This is a genomic window from Aeromonas sp. V90_14, from assembly GCF_029967615.1.
Lineage (GTDB): Bacteria > Pseudomonadota > Gammaproteobacteria > Enterobacterales > Aeromonadaceae > Aeromonas > Aeromonas hydrophila.
Genome location: NZ_JASCAS010000007.1, coordinates 257,501 through 275,704, shown reverse-complemented (window position 1 = coordinate 275,704; position 18,204 = coordinate 257,501). Strand labels below are relative to the sequence as shown.

Sequence of the window (18,204 nt, the reverse complement as noted above, 5' to 3'; positions counted from 1 at the left end):
CGTTGTGCGGACGGGCGATGACCAGCGAGGTCACCACTTCACCGATGCGCTGTGCGGATTCCACGCCGGAGTCCACCGCGGCTTTCACGGCCCCTACGTCGCCTTTCACCATGGCGGTGACCAGGCCAGAGCCGACGTTCTCATAGCCGATCAGCTCGACGTTGGCGGCTTTGCACATGGCATCCGCCGCTTCAATGCAGGCCACCAGGCCTTTGGTTTCAATCAAACCCAATGCATCACCCATTTGCGATCTCCCGGCCTCAAGCCTTGTGTTTAATGACGATTTTGTTGATGTCGTTGTGCGGACGGGCGATGACCAGCGAGGTCACCACTTCACCGATGCGCTGTGCCGACTCCACGCCGGAATCCACCGCCGCTTTCACCGCGCCGACATCCCCCTTCACCATGACGGTGACCAGGCCGGAGCCGATGTTTTCATAGCTGATCAGCTCCACGTTGGCGGATTTGCACATGGCATCCGCGGCTTCAATGCAGGCCACCAGACCTTTGGTTTCGATAAGCCCCAATGCGTCACCCATGGTGATCTCCTCAGAACAGATTGTGTGGTGTGGTTAAGGAACTCCGTCCGTGTCACGGCGTTGAGCCACGGTTGCGGCGTTCAATCGCCACTATAGGTATTGGCAGTATTTGTGGAATTTGAATCTGTAAAATTGAGATATTTAGTTTGTTGTTCTGGATTTATGATTTTTATAAGCCGTATTTATCTATTTATGCTGCGACCACGAGGCTGTTTTCGCCTTGCATAAGGCCGAATTCAGGCCCGGGAAAAGATCGTTGGCTGATGTTAATGGGTTGTTGGGCAATGGGGGCCGAGAGGTAATTTGGCCAGCTGCTAACTGTGGCGGAGCTCATGTTTTGCCGGCGATGCTAAATGTAAAAAGTGAGCCGGGTGTGACGGGAAGAAGAGATAAGGGCGATGAGGGCGGGTCAGACGGGATGAGGTTGCATTGAGAGCGGGGTGTGAGTCATGTGGATGCCGGCGCGAGAGTGGATGGGACGGGCTGGAAAAGTAGCAGGTGCCGGTCTTGCCTGGTGATGCGCAAGGGGCGTCTTGTCGGCACGGATGTGCAGTCGGGAGAAGGGGGGGGCAGGCAATCACCACGGCATAGCCTTCAGGGCAAACAGGCGGAAAGGCCGCATGAGGGCAGAGTCATCAGGGGCTTGCGCGAGTCAGCTGGTCGAGGCAGGGCGATATGTGCGCGTCATCGACGCTTGGGGCGGGGCATTCGCCGTATTGTCGGGACTAGTTCAGTTCGCTGCCGGATTTGAGGGTGCAGATCCAGAGCGGCGAGTTGATGGAGCTCAGCAGTATGGCCTGCTGATTGAGCCGCTGGGCACTCAGAAACAGCCCATCGTGACTGTCGGACATCTCGCGCATGAAGTAGTCGAAGATCACGTCCGGCGATTGATCGATGGAGGAGGCGCTCGCTTCCCATTTGTTGATGCGGTACTGACGCTCGGTGGCGGAGACCCGGTTGCTGCTGTAGGTAAACGTGACGTAGCGCTGGAGGTAGAGCCAGCCTGCGGCCGAATCTGTATAGCCTTCAACCACCATGGAGCCTTTCCCCTGGCGGCCGAAATTGAAGTGGATGTTGCCGTTGACGTTCTCTTTGTTCATGTCCTCAAAGCGCATGATGCCTTTGGTGGCGCAGCTCATGACGCCATCATTTTCGCTGGGCAGCTGGTAGCAGGCATAGAGTGCCGCGGCGAGGAACAGGGTGCAGGAGAAGAGAAAGAAGGGACGCGGCGCAAGTCTCATCACGGCTTCCAGGAGTAGTAGAAATAGTTGTCGCAGTAGCTGAACGGGTTGTCTTCGTGCATGGCGCAGTGGGCAAGAAATACCCGGCCCAGGCCGTTGGTTTCCAGTCTGTCCCCGTAGAAAAACAGAAAACGCTCGCCCGGTTTGCAGCTGATGTTCAAACGCTGGCGCACCTGTTCGAAATGCTCACCGTAGGTCGTGGCGCTGACCGAGCGCAGCATCTCGTCGCTGGCCAGCAATTCGCACTGGCTGTTGGGGATCCCGGTCAGGGTGACGGGGCGCGGCTCACGGCCATTCAACAGACCAAATGCCAGCAGCATGAGGGCAAACGCGAGCATGCAGCCCCCTGTGATGTACCAGCAGATGCCGCGTGAACGGGGGGGGAGGGGAAGTGGCCATTCGGCAGGGTCGAATGCCGGCTCGGCGGCGGTCACCGTGGAGGGCGAAGGCACTATTTCAATGGACGGTGCGGGCGCATTTTCAATAGGCTCGATGATGACCTCGGGATTGAGCTGCAAATAACCGCGTGACACCGTGATGATGATATTATCGATATCGTAGTGGCGAAAAGCCTTGCGCAATATGCTCAGGTATTGGTTGAGGTTGCTGTTTGATGAGGTTAATCCGTTATCGTCCCAGACTTTTTTAAGCACTTCCTCGCGGCTGACGATCCCGGTATTTCGCAAGAAAAAATAAAACAGCGCATTGGCGGTGATGGATAATTGGCTGTCCGGCTCAACGCTTTCCCGCTGAGTCAGGGAACCATCGGTCGCGTCATAAATGAAGCGGGCATTGATGTGGTAGCGCATCTCGGCCTCAATCCATCAGCTTCACGTGGGGAGCGTCATATTATGCAGGGTCTTGACCAGCGCCTGACGGTGCTCGGTGCTCATGGTGCGCCCCTCGGTCAATTCCGATAGCCAGATGCCGTCTGCGGCATAACGTACCAGGGTGCCGATATGGCCATTATCCAGCTCATCCCCTTGCGCCAGATGCGCCAGCATCCAGTCACGCCAGCATTGTCGCAGCACCGGCTCATCCGGCATGGCCAACGAGAGCACCATCAGCTGGCGGCTCTCCTGGGTATCCGTCAATTCAGGAGCGGAAAGATAGTGCAGGTAAGCACGGGTAAAGCGGCCGTAGGCGGTCTTGTCTGCCGCCATCAGTGCTGAGATGGCCTCTTCCATGATGGCCAGCAGGCGCGCAAACAGGGCAAAGATCAGCGCCTGCTTGTTGGGGAAGTGGTGCAGCAAGCCCCCCTTGCTCACCCCGGCCTCAAAGGCAACGGCGTTCAACGACAGGGCGGCGATACCGTCCCGGCCGGCGATGGTGGCGGCCGATTCCAGCAGTTGTCGATAAAGACGTACAGGGTCTTTTTTTCTATGTTGGGTTTCGATGTTCATGGCCCAATCATACCGACCAGACGGTATGATCATTCTTGATCGCCATCAATATGAGGAAATGGGGAACGGGAGGAAAAGTCGTTATTGTGTGGTGCTTCACAAATAACTTTTAAATAAAGATGAAATAACCGCTTTAAATATTTAAATTGGACTTGTTTGAGAACTTTGTTTGTCTGTTAATCACGAGGTGTTTATCTCCTGTTTAAAGTCATTCTCAATGAGGAATAACTATTTTAAGGAGTCTGGATAGGGATTAAGTTGTCAGTTATTTACCTCATTGCAGCAATCATTTTTCTGAGGGTTTATCTCTTCTCTTTAACCACGGCGCGGTTTTTTTAGTGGGAAGGTATATATTTCTGCCACCTTTGGTCGTGGCAGAAATATAAAAAAGCAGAGTGTTTGTTGGCGTCACCTTATTTTTCAAGGGGGGCGTCTGCCTCTTGCACCAGTTCGAGGAAGGCGCGCATGGCGGGGGTGATGCTGTGTTGGCGGGTGATGAAGGCGGTATGGCCGATGTCGCGTTGCGGCGCCAGCGGCAGGCAGACCAGATCCGAGAGCTTGCTGGCGGATCGGGCGAGGCCGGCACTGACGATGGCCCAGCCCAGCCGGTGGCGCACGGCACTCACCAGGTGAAACAGGGAGTCGGTTTCCAGCACCACGTCAAGCCGGATGCCGGCCCGCTCGGCGGCGCGGTCCAGATACTTGCGAAACTGCATGGTGCGGCTGGGCAGTACCAGCGGCTGCTGCTGCAGTGCCGTCAGGGTCAGCTCATCGCCGGGGAGGCGCTGATCCGCCTCGTCGCGGTTCATCAGCACGGCCATCTGGTTGTTGCCCTGGGGATAGAGGTGGAAGGTCTGTCTGGCGGCGCCGGTGAGCGGCTCGTCAAACCCCAGCCCGATATCGCACTGGTGCAGCTCCAGCTGTGACAGCAGGGCTTCGTTGCTGAGCACCGAGAGACGGATGACGATGTCGGGGTAGCGCTGCTTGCAGCGGGCGATGAGCGGCATGATGTCGACATTGGACTGGGGCACGATGCCGATGCGCAGGGTGCCGGAGAGCTCGCCATGAAACAGCGCCAGCTCCTGCTTGAGCGCCTCCTGCTCCAGCAGCATCCGCTCGGCATACTGGCGCACCAGCTCGCCCGCTTCGGTGAGGGCGACGAACTGGCTGGTGCGCACCACCAGATCGGTGCCGAGGTTCTTCTCCAGCGCCGTGATGCTGGCCGAGAGGGTCGGCTGGGTGATGTGGCAGGCCTTGGCCGCCCTGGCAAAATGCTGGTGTTTGGCCAGTTCGTGGAAATAGTGCAGCTGCTTGATGTTCATGATCATTGGGGAGGCGAGGATGAACCTAAAAATTAATCAATTGAAAAAACGCCGTCAATAGAACAACTCTATTGCCATATAGATTTATTTCATTGGTTTTGCGTCTGCCGCCTCTCTAAACTTGAATGCAGTTTGCATTTTTAGGCCAACCTGCATGCCTGCCTACACGCCCGTCGACATCCCCGTCAATTTGCCTGCCTCGCCCGCACTGGATCATCTGGTGGAAGAGGTAGCCATCGCCATCAACATCAATGGCATCAACCATGCGGTGATGATGGCGACCCCGGACGATCTCGACGACTTTGCCGTCGGCTTTCTGTTTGGCGAGGGGATCATCCGGCACAACCACGAGGTCCATGACATCCAGATCGCGCCAGCCGAGCAGGGGATGGTGCTCGACATCACCATCGCCAACCGCTCCCTGGCTGCCCTGGCCCGGCACAAGCGCCGGCTGACCGGGGCGACCGGTTGCGGCATCTGCGGCGTGGCGGCGGTGGAGCAGGCGCTGCCCGCACTGCCGGTATTGCCACTGACGCCGCCGCCGGATGGGGTCTTGCTGGCGGGGCTGCGCCCGCAGATTGCCCAGTGGCAGCTCAAGGGTCAGCAACACGGCGCCCTGCATGCGGCGCTGGCGCTGGATGCCGAGGGGCGGATCCTGCATTGCCGGGAAGATATCGGGCGCCATAATGCCCTCGACAAGCTGATTGGCCTGCTGCTGCGTCAGCAAAGTGCGTGCGACACCCTGGTGGTGACCAGCCGCTGTGGCAGCGAGCTGGTGCAAAAAGCCGCCCGCTTCGGCGCCCGTCATCTTATCTGTCTGGCATCGCCCAGCCAGCTGGCGGTCAGGCTGGCCTTCAAATACAACCTCAACGTCGTTCATATTCCCAAGTTTGATGCCCCGGTCAGCTATTCGAGCTATCGCCCGGCGGATCCCATCGGAGAGTGCCATGAGTCATATTGAAAAGCCCGCCAAAGCCGGCGGTTTTTCGTCCCTGCAATCCACCATGAAACAGGTGCTGCGCAGCCAGAAGACCCGTCAGAACATCAAGAACCTGCTGCGGGTCAACCAGACCGACGGCTTCGACTGCCCGGGCTGTGCCTGGGGGGACAACGACCACGGCACCTTCCAGTTTTGTGAAAACGGCGCCAAGGCGGTGGCCTGGGAATCCACCGGCAAGACGGTGGGGGCCGAGTTTTTCGCGGCCCACTCGGTGCGCCAGCTGGCCACCCAGAGTGACTACTGGCTCGAGTATCAGGGACGACTGACCGAGCCGATGCGCTACAACCCGGCGACCGATCACTACGAGCCGGTAAGCTGGGACGATGCCTTCGCCCTGATTGCCGACACCCTCAAGGGGCTGAATAGCCCGGACGAGGTGGAGTTCTACACCTCGGGGCGTGCCAGCAACGAGGCTTCTTATCTTTATCAGCTGTTTGGCCGCCTGTTTGGCACCAACAACTTCCCCGACTGCTCCAACATGTGCCACGAGGCGAGCGGGGTGGCGCTGATCCAGTCGGTCGGCATCGGCAAGGGGACTGTGGTGCTGGATGACTTCGACCAGGCCGATGCGGTGTTCGTTTATGGCCAGAATCCGGGTACCAACCACCCGCGCATGATGAATGCCCTGCGCCAGGCGGCGCGCGGCGGCTGCAAGATCGTCAGCTTCAACAACTTGAAAGAGGTGGCGCTGGAGCGCTTCGCCAGCCCGCAGAGCCCGCTCGAGCTGCTGACCCCGGCGGCCACCACCATCAGCCACCAGTACCTGACGCCGAAACTGGGTGGCGACATGGCCGCCATGCGTGGCATGGCCAAGTACATCCTGGAAGAGGCGCCAGAGGCGGTGGATCGCGATTTTATCGCCCGCCATACCCGCCACTTTGCCGAGTACGAAGCGCAGGTGCGTGCCACCGACTGGGCGGCGATCGAGCAGCAGTCCGGCTTGACTCGCGCCGAGAGCGTGCAGGCCGCCCGGGTGTTTGCCGCCAGCCAGCGCATTATCAGCTGCTGGGCCATGGGGGTGACCCAGCATCTGCATTCGGTCGATACCATCCGTGAAATCGTCAACCTGCACCTGATGCGCGGCCAGATTGGCAAGCCGGGGGCGGGTCTCTGTCCGGTACGGGGCCACAGCAACGTGCAGGGCAACCGCACCATGGGGATCAACGAAAAGCCCACTGCCGCCTTTATCGACCGGCTTGAGCGTCACCTGCAGGTGAGCCTGCCACGGGCCCGCGGCCACAACGTTTACGAGGCGCTCAAGGCGCTGGACGAGGGCAATAGCAAGGTACTTATTTGCCTGGGTGGCAACCTGGCGGCAGCGGCGCCCGATACCGACTTCACCTACGGGGCGATGAAAAAAGCCGAGCTCAACGTGCAGATCAGTACCAAGCTCAACCGCAGCCACCTGCAGGTGGGCAAGGCGGCGCTGATCCTGCCCTGCCTTGGCCGCACCGAGCTCGATATCCAGCGCAGCGGCAACCAGAAGATCACGGTGGAGGACACCTTCAGCATGGTGCACGCCTCGACCGGCGCAGCCGAGCCGGTGTCGCCGCTCTGCCTCTCCGAGACTGATATAGTTGCGCGGATGGCTCATGCCACTGTGGGCAGCGAGCGGGTCGACTGGCTGGCCCTGCGCGATGACTATGGCCGCATCCGCGATCTCATCGAGCAGACCATCGCCGGCTTTGCCGATTTCAATGCCCGCATCCAGCAGCCGTGCGGTTTTCATCTCGATAACTCCGCAGCGCTGCTGATTTGGAATACCGCCAGCGGCCAGGCCGAGTTTCGTGCCAGCACCCTGCCGCAATCAGTGCTGCCGGAGTGTACCCGCCATGCCGAGCAGATGGTGGATCAGCCGGTGTTGCTGCTGCAGAGCCTGCGCTCTCACGATCAGTACAACACCACCATCTATGGCATGGATGACCGTTATCGCGGTATCAAGGGCCAGCGCAACGTGGTGTTCATGAACGAGGCGGATGCTCGCCAGCTTGGCTTTGCCGAAGGGGAGCGGGTCGACATGGCGGCCATCTGCAACGACGGGCGCGAGCGTAGCGTGACCGGTTTTGTGGTGGTGATCTACGAGATCCCGCGTGGCAACATCGCGGCCTACTATCCGGAGACCAACCCGCTGGTGCCCATTGACAGCATAGGGGCGGGCTCGTTTACCCCGACCTCCAAGTCCATCCCTGTGCTGGTGACTGCTTCCAATCGGCAGGACAATCTGTTGCTGCTATGAACTGGGAGGTTTGCAGGCTTGAGCCGGTTCAAGCCTGCCAGCCCAATGCAGCAGAGCCCGGACATCCTATAAACAACAACGCCGCATAAGATATGCGGCGTTGTTGTTTGCGTGATTGGTGCCGGTAAGAGGAGTCGAACCCCCAACCTTCGCATTAGCCAAACAGCCATCGCGGAGGCCATGTGCGCCCATCCGGGGTTTGTCAAGCTCATCAGTCAGTAGTTGATGCTGCCGGGCTTTGCCTATGCCCACGATGTGGAAGGGAGGCGTATTGGCGGCCCGTTGGTCGCGCCCCCCTGGAGCTGCACAAAACCACGCTTTTTGTCAGTCCACGGGATATGCGTGAACACCAGCTATATGAGATTAACTTCGCCCGCTTTCACTGTGCCTGTAATGCAACGAGTTAACCGGTAGGTGAGTGGCAACGGGTAATTGTCGGAGCCTACGTTAACCACGGCAGTAACGACGCGCCGGATTGGAGTAGTCCCGACAGTATCAGCAATGTCACCAGAGGCCGTTATTGCTGGGCTACGAACCCATATCGAGGTAGAGCTGACCCACAAGCTCGATGCACAGTTGGCTAGTCTGGTGTGTTCCTGCACGCTGAACCTAGATAACTGGGAAGGGGTAAATCAGGTCTTACCCCGCACCGTGACCACGGTGTTGCTGTAGGCTGCTGCCGAGCGGATGATTTGCCACTGCCACTGCCACTGCCACTGCCACTGCCATCGCTATCAGCGAGACATCATCCGCTTCAAGCAATCGCTTTAGACCATCATCCCCACAACCCATAGAGCCCCTCACTCCGAGGGGCTAGGAATTCCACCATGCATGACTTGCATGGTTACAACACACTGGCCATTCAGCATATATCCGCTGCAATCGGACAGCTCAACCACAATACCACACTAAAAATAATGGCTCCTGGTATTGCGGGCCACACAGCCGCACCCTGCTTGAACTCACAGTGACCGGTTGCCGCATAGACCGAGGTGGCCATCAGGCAGACCGCTACTACTACGACCGGACACTGCTGGTTCAGGGCTGGCAGCAATACGACAGCGAGGAGGACTCCTGGTTCTTCGGTATCTGGAGTGACACGGAGAAGCTAGAGGCCTTTACCTATGCAGAGGGTGATACCAACCATGTGATTGCGCAAAACGTCGAGACGTTTCGTGCCGAACTGGCGCGACTCTACCAGTATCACCCACAAGCCCTAGCGTTTATCAGTATCAACCCGGAGGCCAGCGTTGTAACCCACCATTTTGAAACGAAGCCGGAGGTGTTAAATGGCCAAACACATCACCATCAAGGTGCCCGGCAAACATCCGTAAACCGGCGAGTTCACCACCTGTGGTTTCAAGGGGCATCGTATCGACATCGTTGGACACGTGGAACCCTTCCTTATCTACGGTAGACGTATCGGCACTTCGCTCACCTACCTCCCAAGTAGCTACCCCATCTCCTTGTTTAGTGGCTGGATCACAGCTCACCATCCAGACCCCACGATCAAGCCAAGTCACACAATCTGTGCCTAGATGGTCACCTAGCAGTTGGTAGCCGAATCTGGTCCTGTACCTGCTGACTGCCTTGAGAAGGGCATTCACCACATCATGATAATCTCGGGCTATCTAAGTACATTTTAAAAAAGGATTTCATTGTAACACCAGACTCACAAATACCGATATCTGGCATCATAAATTATAAAAATATAAAATTATAAATATGGTGTTATTTATTTATTTAGAAAACCAGCTAATGCATTGATAAATTGGGTTATTTATTTTTTGTTTAGGGGTGAGTATTGCACCAAAACATAAATTTAATGTGCTAGTGTAAAGTCATCAGTAACTTCCTAGAGGGATCTTAAAAAGGAACAGAGATACACTTAAAGTTGAACAATATATTATCTTGGTGGCTATTAGTCTCCATGTGGAATGTTAAACAAAAACGCATAACTTATGTGCTGCATGCTATTTGGATTTAAATTCCAGAAGCGAATTTGCAAGAGTTGTACGTGTTCCCAAGTTGCAAGTCGTAGTAGAGGTCAATATGAAAATTAATAAAACATCCTTCTTTGTTGCTGGTGTAGCTCTCTTTGGTGTAATGAATGCTGCAAATGCAGCAGATGGCACTGTCAATTTTATCGGTGAGATTACCGATGAAACCTGTACCATTGATACGGGTTCCCAGAATTTGACAGTTAATTTGGGTAAAGTTTCGAAATCTAGCCTGGATGGTGCGGCTGGGAAGAAGTCTTCACCGACCGGATTCCAGCTGAACCTAACCTCCTGCCCGGCTACGGTGACAGGTACGACGGTTAAATTTGATGGTACTGCTGATAGTAATAATAGCAATCTGCTGAAGCTGACTCAGGATGCTGGCGTTGCGACAGGTGTTGGGATTGAAATTGCAGATAAAGTGGGTACAGCTATTCCATTATACTCTGAGTCAATGGTATATCCCTTGGCAGCAGGCAGTAATAGTCTTAACTTTGTCGCTCGCTATGTTTCTACATTAGCAAGTGTTACCACAGGTCCGGCTAACGGTGTTACTCAGTTTACTCTTAACTATCAATAAATTAATTTAAAGCAGGCTTTTATAAGAATAATGAGTTCTATTTGTTGCCAAGGATGGCGATTTTTAATTCTTCACTTTTAGTGGGATTTAAACGGGATTCCTTTTTATATGTATATGGATGGCGTGTATGAAATTGAAAACATGGTTTTTATCCAGTGCTTTTACTGCCTCCCTTCTGATGGCGCCGATGTTGGTAACTGCCGGACCTGTTATTGGAGGAACTAGGGTCATTTATAACGCAGAGAAAAAAGAAACCTCTATTTCAATTAAAAACGCCGGAAATGATGGAGTTTATCTGATTCAATCATGGATTGACGCTGGCGAGAAATCCTCAGCAGGGAAGGTTCCATTTATTGTCACCCCACCACTATTTAGAATGGACCCTGGTGACGAGAATATTCTTCGTATTGTATATACAGGTCATAATTTGCCTAACGACCGTGAGTCTGTCTTTTGGTTAAATGTAAAATCTATACCAGCATTGGACAGCACAACACAAGATGATAATCTGTTACAAGTTATTATAAAATCGAGGATTAAACTTTTCTATAGACCTACTAATTTACCTGGAAAGTCTGTGGAAAGCTTCAAGAAAATTGAGTTTTCTCGTCTCGGAAATGTTTTAAAGATAAACAACCCAACGCCGTACTTTATATCTTTTCATAGTTTAAAAGTCGCAGGGAAAGAGATAGATGGCATGCATATGATTTCACCTAAAATGAGTGAGAGTTATCCACTTCCAGTATCTAGCGATGTAATAAAAGTTAGTTGGCAAACTATCAATGATTATGGTGGCATGAGTCCGCTGCAAGAGAAGACATTATAATTTATAAAAATCATTATGAGTGATTAACTTCACTATCACTCTATATAAAGAAATGTGACGGTCTGGTAGTGCTGATCAAGGTAGATGGTATGAATATATTAGATAAGATACTAGAGCAAGATCCTCTTTCGTGGAGATGTAAAGGTATACTCTTTTTCCATTCGATGTTGCCAAGTTTTTGCCATTTTTTATATTTATTGGCTTTTAGTTTTTGTTCGAGTTTTACAGTGACTGGACAAGAGTATTTCAATCCTAATGCATTAGAGATTGATGGTCAGAGCAACTTGAAAAATGTGGATCTAAGTTTATTTAATAACCCTAATAAAATAATTCCTGGCACTTATCATGTTGCTGTCTATCTTAATGGTGCCTTGATAGATATGCGTGATGTTGCTTTTGATTTTGACCAAAATGGAGACTTGTGGCCACAGTTAACCCCCGATGATTATGCGAACTTAGGTGTGAAAATTGAGGCCTTTCCAAATTTTAAGAAGACGGTTCACAACGATCCTGTGGTAAATATTGGTAATTATGTTCCATTTGCCACGACAAAGTTCAATGTGCAAAAGTTGCAACTAGATATCAGCATACCTCAAGCCGCCATTGATAGGCAGGCACAAGGTCGGGTCGACCCTAAACTATGGGATCAAGGTGTGGACGCTGCGCTGTTAAATTACAGTATGACGGGAGGTCATACTGAATATAAACATAGCGGCGGGAATAATGATGATTTTTATATTAATATGCAGAGTGGCCTGAACTTTGGGGCTTGGCGTTTGAGAAACTACTCGACCTACAGTCATACCAATTTTTCTGGCCAACAAGATAACAATACCAACAATGATAATCTTTACTATGGAAATAGTAATAGATCTAATTGGGATAGCATTAATACCTATTTGCAACGTGATATCCACACGTTGAGGTCACAACTTACTTTTGGCGACAGTTATACACCATCAGATGTTTTTGATAGCATCCAATTCAGAGGTGTCCAACTTGCTAGCGATGAAAACATGTTGCCTGATAGTATGCGTGGATTTGCTCCAACGATCCGTGGGATTGCTCGCAGCAATGCTCAAGTTACAATTAGACAAAATGGCTATATAATTTATCAGGACTATGTTTCTCCTGGTGCATTCGTAATACAAGACTTATATCCGACCTCCGCAAGTGGTAACTTGCTGGTTACTATTTTAGAGTCTGATGGTAGTGAGCATACTTTTGTTCAACCTTTTGCTGCTGTGCCGATTATGCAACGGGAAGGTAACCTTAAGTACTCTCTGACTGCAGGACAATATCGTTCATCATATTCAGATGCAAATGAACCAACATTTGGTCAAGCGACAGCCATTTATGGCTTACCATATGGCATGACGACTTATGGTGGGATAATAGGGGCTAATAATTATTTATCCACAGTCGTTGGCTTGGGGCTTGGCTTCGGTGAACTAGGCTCCATTTCTCTGGATGTTACCTATGCTAAATCAACCTTATATGATGATACTAAAAAAAATGGGCAATCTTATCGAGCGCAATACTCAAAAGGTATGCAAAGCACTGGTACTACATTTACCTTGGCCGCCTATAGGTACTCTACAGAAGGTTATTACAGCTTCCAAGAGGCTAATGAGTTAGGGCGTGTTCAGGGTGATGATCTTTTTAGATTGTTTCATAATAAGCGCCAAAGGTTGCAGTTGGATATCAGTCAGAATATTTATGATTATGGTTCTTTATATATTTCAGGAAGCCAGCAAGACTATTGGGGGCAAGATGGAGCTGAGCGATCAATCAGTTCCGGATATAATGTGACTTATGCTGGTGTAAGTTATGGTGTGAGTTATACGTATAGCCGCACGGTATTTGATCAGCCATCAGATCAACGCCTTGCCTTTAATATACAGATCCCATTCAGTATCTGGAGTGATAGCCCAGCTTTTGATTCATCGTGGGCCAGTTATAATATCACAACTGATAAACATGGCACGACGTTGCAACAGGTTGGACTTAACGGGACTGCACTCACAGATAATAATCTGAACTACAGTGCTCAACAAAGCTATGGTAATCACGGTCAAGGTGCATCGGGAAATTTAGCGGTGGATTATAGAGGTTCGAAAGGCGCAGTTAATGCTGGTTATAACTATGATCAAGATTCATATCGCCTAAATTATGGTTTACGTGGCGGTATCGTTGCCTATCGAGATGGTATAGTGCTGGGGCAGACGTTGGGGGACAGTATTGCGGTGATTCAAGTACCGGCAGCTGACGATGTCACAATACAGAATCAGGTCGGTGTTAAAACCGACAGCCGTGGCTATGCGATAGTACCTTTTGTCAACGCCTATAAGGGTAACCGTATTGCACTTGACACCGCTACACTCGGTGAAAATGTCGATGTTGATATGCAAACCAAAATGGTATACCCCACAAAAGGTGCAGTAGTATTGGCCAACTTTAATTCTCGGGTCGGGCACCGCGTTTTGATGACACTTAATTACCATGATGGTCATGTTCCTTTCGGTGCTTCTGTTAGGTCAACTGATCGTAATAGCTCTGATTCCGCTATTGTTGGAGAGCAAGGGTTAGTATATTTAACAGGTTTGCCAGAAAAAGGGCAGCTGGATGTTAAATGGGGGCATGATCCGGTTAAAAAATGCAGGGTAGACTATCAACTATCTAAGTATGGACAGGATGAAACTGTGATTAATTACAATGGCCAATGCCATCCAACCAATTGAAAGTTAAGTTATGTGTAGATTCCATTGTACACTACTATTAATAGTGATTGTTATGGACTGCCGTAGTTAGTGTATCGCGGAAGCATTTCTTAAGATAAAGCCCAAGTTGGTACTAATACAGGCATTTTTGACTGGTTTATGAATAATGCTCAGTGCTCAGTGCTCAGTGCTCAGTGCGTACATAAGCCCGTTAAGCGGTTGTTAGGTTGCATCGGTAGCCGATAAAACCAACTGAAGAGCTGCACCAAAGTGTATAAGCGTGTAAGAGAAAAGAACTACTTGTGCTATATATATTTTTTTCAAGGGATACTTATATGTTTAATAAATTAGCTCAGTGGGTATTGCTTTCTATCGCTTACTTATTGGCGTTTCCATCATTTGCCTATACTTCATCTTGCTTGAATGGTGCTTTCCCTGGGGCTGACACTCAAGTTGGTTATGCGACATTTGGTACGGTGCAAGTATCAAGTACAGCCCCAATAGGTTCGATATTAGCAACGCGTACAATACCAGCGTCAGGTCCAATTATACAGTGTACGGCTGGTACATATGCAATTGGATATAAAATGTTATTTACTACCCATTGGGCTGACAATATATATCAAACAAACATTGCAGGTCTTGGTGTTCGTGTCACGACTGCAAGTGGGCACGTATTTACATATCCAACGACCTACGATACCAGAACCGCGTCCAGTACAATAACCATGAGTAATGATGATCCAATTACTGTTGAACTGATAAAAATAGGGCCTATTTCTGCTGGGGTATTACAGTATCCAGCGAATGCGCTTGCTCATATTTTAGTTAATTCTTCAAGAACGGCTGGTTCAGATTATTTGGGATTTGCACCTCGATTTTCAGGTGACACAACTATTGTTCAACCCGCTTGCGAGGTGAAGACGAGTAATATTGTTGTGCCATTAGGAAAACATCGTAAAGGGACCATGGGGGCGATTGGTGCATCGACGGCCAAGCAACCTTTTATTATTCCTTTAACGTGTAGCATGAGTTCGTCGATCAAGATCACGATGAATGGAACTGTCGCGACCAATACCACTGCCACTCAGGGTGTATTGAAACTTGACGATAGTGGTACTACGGCTGTCGGTGTTGGGGTGCAACTGCTTAAAGGTGATGGTATTACTCCTGTTGCGTTAGGATCTCAGGTTACTTACGGCACGACATCTGCGGCGGGAGATTATAACGTTGACCTTTATGCTCGTTATTATCAAACACAAAGCACGATTGGTGTGGGAACTGCAAATGCAACAGCAACATTTACAGTTTCATACAATTGAATGACGCTACCATGGGCCTTATTTGTAAAGTTAATGGAGATCGTTCAAATTTAATAAAATACAATCTAATATGTAATTATGGCTTTTAATCCATTCTTTTTTGGGGCGTAGTAGCCATCCACCTCATCAGAGAACGATATTTTGTTTTTAATCGCCATCGGTTTTGTAGACACCTAGCAATGAGACAAACACATGCAAAGAGAGGTGTTTCAATGAGCACAAAGCACTATCCAGACGAATTAAATATTGAAGCTGTCAAGCAAGTAACCAATCACAGTAACGCCTTGGCTTACGTGGCCAAACGGTTGGATATCACGGCTCATAATCTGTACGCCTGGATTAAAAAGTTCGGTCCCGGCTTCTGCGAGCATGTTGAATTGAGTGAGGCACAAACCGAGAACCATTGCTTACAAAAAGAATTCAAACGTGCAACCTAAGAGCTGGAAATTTTACAAAAGTCGTGGCGTACTTCGAAAAGCTGCCCAATTGAGGTACGCCTTTATCCGGGAACATCGAGCACAATGGCCGGTATGTTGGCAATGTCGCGTGCTCGAGGCGCAGCTCAGCGGTTACTATGTTTGGATGCAGGAACCGGTCAGTGGACAATAGCAGTTAAGCTGTCCTGGTTGGAATCCGGTGACGTCCATGGTGACCGGAAAATCCACGCTGACCTGCATGACGCTAGACTTGCTTGCGGCTTTAATGGTATGCATCGTCTCATGAATCATTCCGATCAAGGTTCAGGTCGGGTATCATCTATTCTAGATGTCGAGAGGGAAAATACCCTATTGCTTCGTCTCATCACTTGCAAAGTCAGTTCAATCCTGAGCAACCCGGAAGGGCTTGGGTCACCGATATCCGAACTCATGAAGGATGGCTGTATCTGGCCATTTTTGTTGCTATGTTTTATCCACTGGATAATTGATTGGTCAATACCGTCACGGATCGCCAAAGCACTCGTCCTGAATTTGCTATTAATGTGGTATGACGATATAAACCGAGCGCCCCTGTACTGATTTACTTCGACAATAATAATTTTTGGTGTCAGTTTTTATTACCATGCTGGCTGTTTTTTCTGACTGGTAAATCACTGCTGTAGTTAAGATCCTCGGTTTCCTGACTATCACTCTGAACGACAAAAAATATCTCTTTCCATGGGCCCGTAGGTTATCTGGAAGTATTTCATGCGGAGCATATTTTCATCGATGCGCGTGACTCATGAAGGACCTGACAGCTTGTCTCTTTACTGTTCTGTCCGGAGTGTCATGAGGAGAAATGAAAAATAGTTTAAGAAGCAGGTACTGATTTATAGCAAAGACAAAGCCCGTTCAATCACTGTCTGTCGTTGGGGGTGGGGACATCGATACGCCTAAATATTTAAATGTTGCAGTTTAAGATATGACTTATGGACTAAACACTAAAAATGAATTAGAAAAGCCAATAAGCTACATTTTGATATCATCTTGGCTTTTTATAATTAACATCGTGTAATTTTTACTTTATTATGTAATAATAATGACAGTTTGAGATGTTTATGAAATAATAACTTTATTGTTGGTAGTGTGATTTTAGTCACCCTTTCTGAGATGTGAGTTGAGGTATAAATAATTTTAGTTAATGACATCATTATTCCTAATTGTTTATATCAGGAGGTTATATGGACCAAACTCATATTAATACTTTTAAATACAATCACCATACCGGTGAAATTAATCACCAAGGAAAAGTTATTGGCCGGCTTAACTTTTCTGAAAGAATTATATTTTTTTCATTGATTCAATCTGACTCAGAACTAGTCGAACGAGAGACATTACTTCATGTAGCTTGGCCGAATAAAATCGTAACATCAAATTCTTTAAATGTAGCAGTTAAAAGTATTCGGAATGTTTTTTTGGGAATTGGATTAGATGATGTAATTATTACTCATGTTAAAAAGGGATTTTCATGGAATCGATACTATAAAGTTTTCTTGACAGAGAGTAACTTACTTGAACCACTAGATGCTAGCACAACAAAAAGAGCTAATTTAAGTGAGCATTTCGGTCTTGATAGTAACGATATCATTCAACTAAAAGATAGTATCAATCTAAATAAAGATGAGTCTAATAAAAATGTAAACCCTTATACATTAGTATCTTCTAAGATAGACTCAATTTTTAATAAAATAAACGACAGTTCTATATATTACAAAATTATATCTATTTTAATGTGGGGAGGGGTTATTGCACACCTATTTCTAGATAGTAATAGAAATACTCTTGGTTCGGAGGTGGGCGTATATCAAGGAATAAGTTCTTGTATAGTTTGTGACCTATCTTCATGGGCTTTCATTAACGCTAATAAACCATATGTTGATGGAAGAAACATTACGAAATTTGAAGTCAAACTTGTATGTGATGACTTTGCTTTTAGTAATGTTGTATGTATTAACATTTCGTCTAAATAAGCTGGGGATGGGGAAGTTGAAGAGTAGTTGATGGAATAGTGCTGAATCTTGGTTTGCGAGGAATGAAAATGCAATCACATTGTTAATAATGAGTGGAGATTATTAATGGTTATATTGGTGCAATTGTTAACATTATTCTGATGATAGCTATAGGTGATTGAAGATATATGTGTTACACCATTCACCTTTCTTCATAATTAAAATAAGTCTACGTGAGTTTTTAATTTACATTTTTGTGGGAGATTAATCTTAATTTATATAAGATGTTATAAATACTGATTATGTGAGGAACAATCAAGACAACACTACTGATGCAGAGATGCTGTGCTTCAGTCAACAATACTTGTTATTCTAATATAGAATGGTGAGCTGCCTTGGTGCTACATCTTACACAGTACATGACAAGGGCGCGTCAATGCTTGGACTGCACACACTAACCAGCTCTGAGCATGTTGACTGAATGTGGGAGCATTATCCCGATATGGATCGTGTACATAGACCAGTGATTACCGAAAATATTGAAATAGAGAGAAAATAACCTGGTAGGAGCGTTTCTTCAATCACTAGGG

The 18,204-nt window shown here is 49.0% G+C and carries 15 protein-coding genes; 8 read left to right on the top strand and 7 right to left on the bottom strand.

The window, feature by feature from the left end:
* The 6 genes from QLG02_RS08120 to QLG02_RS08095 all read right to left on the bottom strand — a co-directional run.
* A partial coding sequence (locus tag QLG02_RS08120; RefSeq protein ID WP_282464934.1) for a BMC domain-containing protein occupies nt 1–244 on the bottom strand: 244 nt, incomplete at its 3' end.
* Nucleotides 245–260: 16 nt separating this feature from the next.
* Nucleotides 261–539 carry a BMC domain-containing protein gene (locus QLG02_RS08115; protein ID WP_010634659.1) on the bottom strand — a complete coding sequence of 93 codons (279 nt, stop codon included), beginning with the start codon at nt 537–539 and terminating at the stop codon, nt 261–263.
* Nucleotides 540–1,264: 725 nt separating this feature from the next.
* Nucleotides 1,265–1,780, bottom strand: coding sequence for a FidL-like protein (locus QLG02_RS08110; RefSeq protein ID WP_017408465.1), 516 nt, complete (start codon nt 1,778–1,780; stop codon nt 1,265–1,267).
* A complete protein-coding gene (locus QLG02_RS08105) occupies nt 1,780–2,589 on the bottom strand; it encodes a winged helix-turn-helix domain-containing protein (protein WP_282464933.1) in 810 nt (269 codons plus the stop codon). Before QLG02_RS08105 ends, QLG02_RS08110 begins: the two co-directional genes overlap by 1 nt.
* Nucleotides 2,590–2,610: 21 nt before the next feature.
* The gene (locus QLG02_RS08100; RefSeq protein WP_016350031.1) at nt 2,611–3,183 is read right to left on the bottom strand and encodes a TetR/AcrR family transcriptional regulator; all 573 of its coding nucleotides are present in this window, start codon (nt 3,181–3,183) and stop codon (nt 2,611–2,613) included.
* A gap of 413 nt (nt 3,184–3,596) precedes the next feature.
* The gene (locus QLG02_RS08095; protein ID WP_274436885.1) at nt 3,597–4,511 is read right to left on the bottom strand and encodes a LysR family transcriptional regulator; all 915 of its coding nucleotides are present in this window, start codon (nt 4,509–4,511) and stop codon (nt 3,597–3,599) included.
* Nucleotides 4,512–4,659: 148 nt separating this feature from the next.
* Between QLG02_RS08095 and QLG02_RS08090 the strand changes: the two genes are divergently transcribed.
* Nucleotides 4,660–5,466, top strand: a complete 807-nt coding sequence (locus QLG02_RS08090; RefSeq protein ID WP_282464932.1) for a formate dehydrogenase accessory sulfurtransferase FdhD — start codon at nt 4,660–4,662, stop codon at nt 5,464–5,466.
* Nucleotides 5,453–7,741: an FdhF/YdeP family oxidoreductase gene (locus QLG02_RS08085; protein ID WP_282464931.1), complete on the top strand. Its 2,289-nt coding sequence runs from the start codon at nt 5,453–5,455 to the stop codon at nt 7,739–7,741. The genes QLG02_RS08090 and QLG02_RS08085 overlap by 14 nt, the downstream gene beginning before the upstream one ends.
* 1,232 nt (nt 7,742–8,973) lie before the next feature.
* Here the strand turns inward: QLG02_RS08085 and QLG02_RS08080 are convergent.
* On the bottom strand, nt 8,974–9,132 hold the full coding sequence (locus QLG02_RS08080) for a hypothetical protein (RefSeq protein ID WP_282464930.1): 159 nt from the start codon (nt 9,130–9,132) through the stop codon (nt 8,974–8,976).
* Between the two features lie 661 nt (nt 9,133–9,793).
* Here QLG02_RS08080 and QLG02_RS08075 point away from each other — a divergent pair.
* The 6 genes from QLG02_RS08075 to QLG02_RS08050 all read left to right on the top strand — a co-directional run bounded on the left by QLG02_RS08075 (nt 9,794) and on the right by QLG02_RS08050 (nt 17,635).
* Nucleotides 9,794–10,321: a fimbrial protein gene (locus tag QLG02_RS08075; RefSeq protein WP_201903590.1), complete on the top strand. Its 528-nt coding sequence runs from the start codon at nt 9,794–9,796 to the stop codon at nt 10,319–10,321.
* A gap of 127 nt (nt 10,322–10,448) precedes the next feature.
* Nucleotides 10,449–11,147 (top strand): molecular chaperone, encoded by a 699-nt coding sequence (locus tag QLG02_RS08070; RefSeq protein WP_282464929.1) that lies wholly within the window; start codon nt 10,449–10,451, stop codon nt 11,145–11,147.
* Between the two features lie 89 nt (nt 11,148–11,236).
* Entirely contained in the window at nt 11,237–13,888 is a 2,652-nt protein-coding gene (locus tag QLG02_RS08065; RefSeq protein ID WP_282464928.1) for a fimbria/pilus outer membrane usher protein, read from the top strand.
* Between the two features lie 314 nt (nt 13,889–14,202).
* A complete protein-coding gene (locus QLG02_RS08060; protein ID WP_282464927.1) occupies nt 14,203–15,189 on the top strand; it encodes a fimbrial protein in 987 nt (328 codons plus the stop codon).
* 212 nt (nt 15,190–15,401) lie between these two features.
* Nucleotides 15,402–15,626, top strand: a complete 225-nt coding sequence (locus QLG02_RS08055) for a transposase (protein WP_282464926.1) — start codon at nt 15,402–15,404, stop codon at nt 15,624–15,626.
* Nucleotides 15,627–16,846: 1,220 nt separating this feature from the next.
* Nucleotides 16,847–17,635, top strand: coding sequence for a hypothetical protein (locus QLG02_RS08050; RefSeq protein WP_201903585.1), 789 nt, complete (start codon nt 16,847–16,849; stop codon nt 17,633–17,635).
* Nucleotides 17,636–18,204: the final 569 nt, after the last annotated feature.